This window comes from Nonomuraea cavernae (genome assembly GCF_040655715.1).
Lineage (GTDB): Bacteria > Actinomycetota > Actinomycetes > Streptosporangiales > Streptosporangiaceae > Nonomuraea > Nonomuraea cavernae_A.
Window position 1 is genome coordinate 1 of record NZ_JBFAKL010000073.1, and the last position, 2,489, is coordinate 2,489.

The 2,489-nt window shown below is 70.1% G+C and carries 2 protein-coding genes; both read right to left on the reverse strand.

Annotated features, from left to right (window positions below; genetic code table 11):
• Positions 1-52: 52 nt before the first annotated feature.
• Positions 53-832 (reverse strand): IS21-like element helper ATPase IstB, encoded by a 780-nt coding sequence (gene istB, locus AB0I38_RS40245; protein ID WP_358496149.1) that lies wholly within the window; start codon positions 830-832, stop codon positions 53-55.
• Positions 829-2,307: an IS21 family transposase gene (istA, locus tag AB0I38_RS40250; protein WP_358496154.1), complete on the reverse strand. Its 1,479-nt coding sequence runs from the start codon at positions 2,305-2,307 to the stop codon at positions 829-831. Before istA ends, istB begins: the two co-directional genes overlap by 4 nt.
• Positions 2,308-2,489 lie beyond the last annotated feature (182 nt).

Here is a 2,489-nt window from a genome sequence, read left to right on the forward strand (position 1 = left end):
GTGCGTGTCGCCGCTGGTGGCCAAGTCGAGGTCCCCGCGTCTTCGTAGTTGACTACTTCTTGGTGAGGCGTCGCCCTGTCCGGGTTCGTGCCTGTTTCATGCGGAAGGACTCTCCCTCTGTGACGACGACGACGCTGTGGTGCAGGAGCCGGTCCAGCAGGCTGACGGCGGTGGTGTGTTCGGGCAGGAACCGGCCCCACTGGTCGAAGGGCCAGTGGGAGCCGATGCCGAGTGCGCGGCGTTCGTAGGCGGCGGCCACGAACCGGAACAGCAACTGCGCGCCGGTGTCGTCCAGCGGGGCGAACCCCACCTCGTCGATGATCACCAGGTCGTTGCGGAGCAGGTTTTCGATGACGCGGCCGACCGAATTGTCGGCCAGGCCCCGATAGAGCGTCTCGACCAGGTCGGCCGCGGTGAAGTAGCGCACCTTGTGCCCGGCGTGAACTGCGGCGACGCCGAGAGCGACCAGGCTGTGGGACTTGCCCGTGCCCGCCGGGCCGAGCGCGCAGTAGTTCTCTTGGGCGCGGATCCACTCCAGCGAGGCCAGGTAATCGAAGGTCGCGCGGGGGATGGAGGAGGCGGCGACGTCGAATTCCTCGATCGTTTTGATCACCGGGAAGGCGGCGGCCTTCATCCGGGTGCGGACGTTGGACTCATCCCGGGCGGTCAGCTCGGCCTCCAGCAGCGTGCGCAGGAACTCCTCCGGATTCCAGCGCTGCGTCTTGGCCGTGAGCAGGAGTTCGGGCGCCAGGCGGCGCATGGTGGCCAGCTTCAGCCGGCGCAGCCCCGCATCCAGGTCGCCAGGCAGTGCGGGTGTGGTGGGCGCGCTCATCCGGCCTCTCCGATCCGGTCGAGGGCGTAGTCGTCCAGGGAGCGGGTCGAGACGGCAGGCAGCGCCATCACCAGCGCGTCGCCGGCGGCGGTCGGCTGCGGCGTGCCGGCCCCGGCCGCCAGGATCGAGCGCACGTCCTCCGCCCGCCAGCGGCGGAACCGTGCCGCGCGTTCCAACGCGGCGATCAGCGCGGCGTCCCCGTGCGCGGCACCGAGCGCGGCCAACTCGGCCAGGTCAGCGGCCAGGCGGGTGTTGCCCGAGGCGGCCGAGCCGGTCAGCCACGTCTCGGCCGCCGAGCCGAGGGCCAGGAACGCCTTCTCCGCCGGAGTACGCGGCCGGGCAGCCCGCCGCGGAGCTGGGCGTGGCCCGCCGTAGTGCTCGTCGAGGACGGCTGCCTCGCCGGGGGCGACCGGGGCGTGGTCGGCGACGATCTCGCCGGTGGCCAGATCGGTGATCAGCAGCCTGCCGTCGGCCTCGATGACGGCCACCGTCGTGCCGATGAGCCGGTTGGGCACCGAGTAGCGGGCCGAGCCGAAGCGCACGCACGACAGCCTGTCCACCTTGCGGCAGGTGGGCGGCCTGCCGATGGTCGGGCGCAGCGACGGCAGCGCGTTCATCACCTCCCGCTCGCCGATGAGGCGTTCGGCCGGGATGGCGCAGATCTCCGAATGGGTGACGGTGTTGACCTCGGCGCACCAGGTCCGGGCGGCGATGTTGGCCACCGTCAGGTCATCGAATGGCGCCTGCGGCACGACCAGGTCCCGTTTGGCGTAGCCGACCAGGTTCTCCACGATGCCCTTCGACTCGGGGTCGGCCGCCTCGCACCAGTCGGGCCGGAAGCCGTAGTGGGTGGCGACGCGGACGTAGTCGGCGGTGGGGATGACCTTGTTGGCCACCACGCCGCCCTTCAGACAGCCCATCCGGTCGGCCAGCACCACCTTCGGGACCGCACCCAGCGTCTCGAAACACTCGGCGAGCAAGCCCAGCGTGGTCTCGGCGCGCTCGTTGTCGGCGAAGCGCACGAACCGGAAACGCGACCAGGCCAGCACCGCGCAGAACACGTGCAGTCTGTCCCCGGCGTCGCCCCAGTCGATGACCAGCATCTCGCCCGGCGTCCAGACCGCTGGGCGACGTCCTCGCGGGTTCTGTCGCCGCCAGTCCTTCTTGGCCTGGGCGACCAGCCGCCGGAAGTTGCGCGCCGACCCGTCGTACCCGGCCGTCTGCGCCAGCGGCAGCAGCCGCTTGGCCGAGATCCTCCCGTGCGTGGCGCGGACCTTGTCGGCCACCAACTGGGCGACCGGGTCGTAGTTGTGCTCGCGTTGCTTGCGGGGCGGCGTCTTGTCCCCGGCCAGCGCCCGCTCGATGATGCGTTTGACGGTCTTGTGGGTGGTGCCGCACATTTCAGCGGCCCCGCGATAGGTGCCTACCTCGCGGTAGGCGGCGATGATGTCCATGACTTCCCCCGAAGATTTCATGGCCCGGCAGACTCCCTGAGCGGTGATCTCGTGACTGGCTGACACCGTCACAATCACCGTTCAGGGGCACACCTCGCCCCACGACACGCAGACGCGCACGAACAGACGTGGGGACTTAAAACTGGCCACCAGCGGTGACCTCAACCCGGCCACCTGCGGCTACTTTTGCACGGCCACGGACA

Bases quoted from the DNA above. Each gene is read 5' to 3' on its own strand.
- istB (WP_358496149.1), bottom strand. From the start codon at position 832: ATGAGCGCGCCCACCACACCCGCACTGCCTGGCGACCTGGATGCGGGG.
- istA (WP_358496154.1), bottom strand. From the start codon at position 2,307: ATGAAATCTTCGGGGGAAGTCATGGACATCATCGCCGCCTACCGCGAG.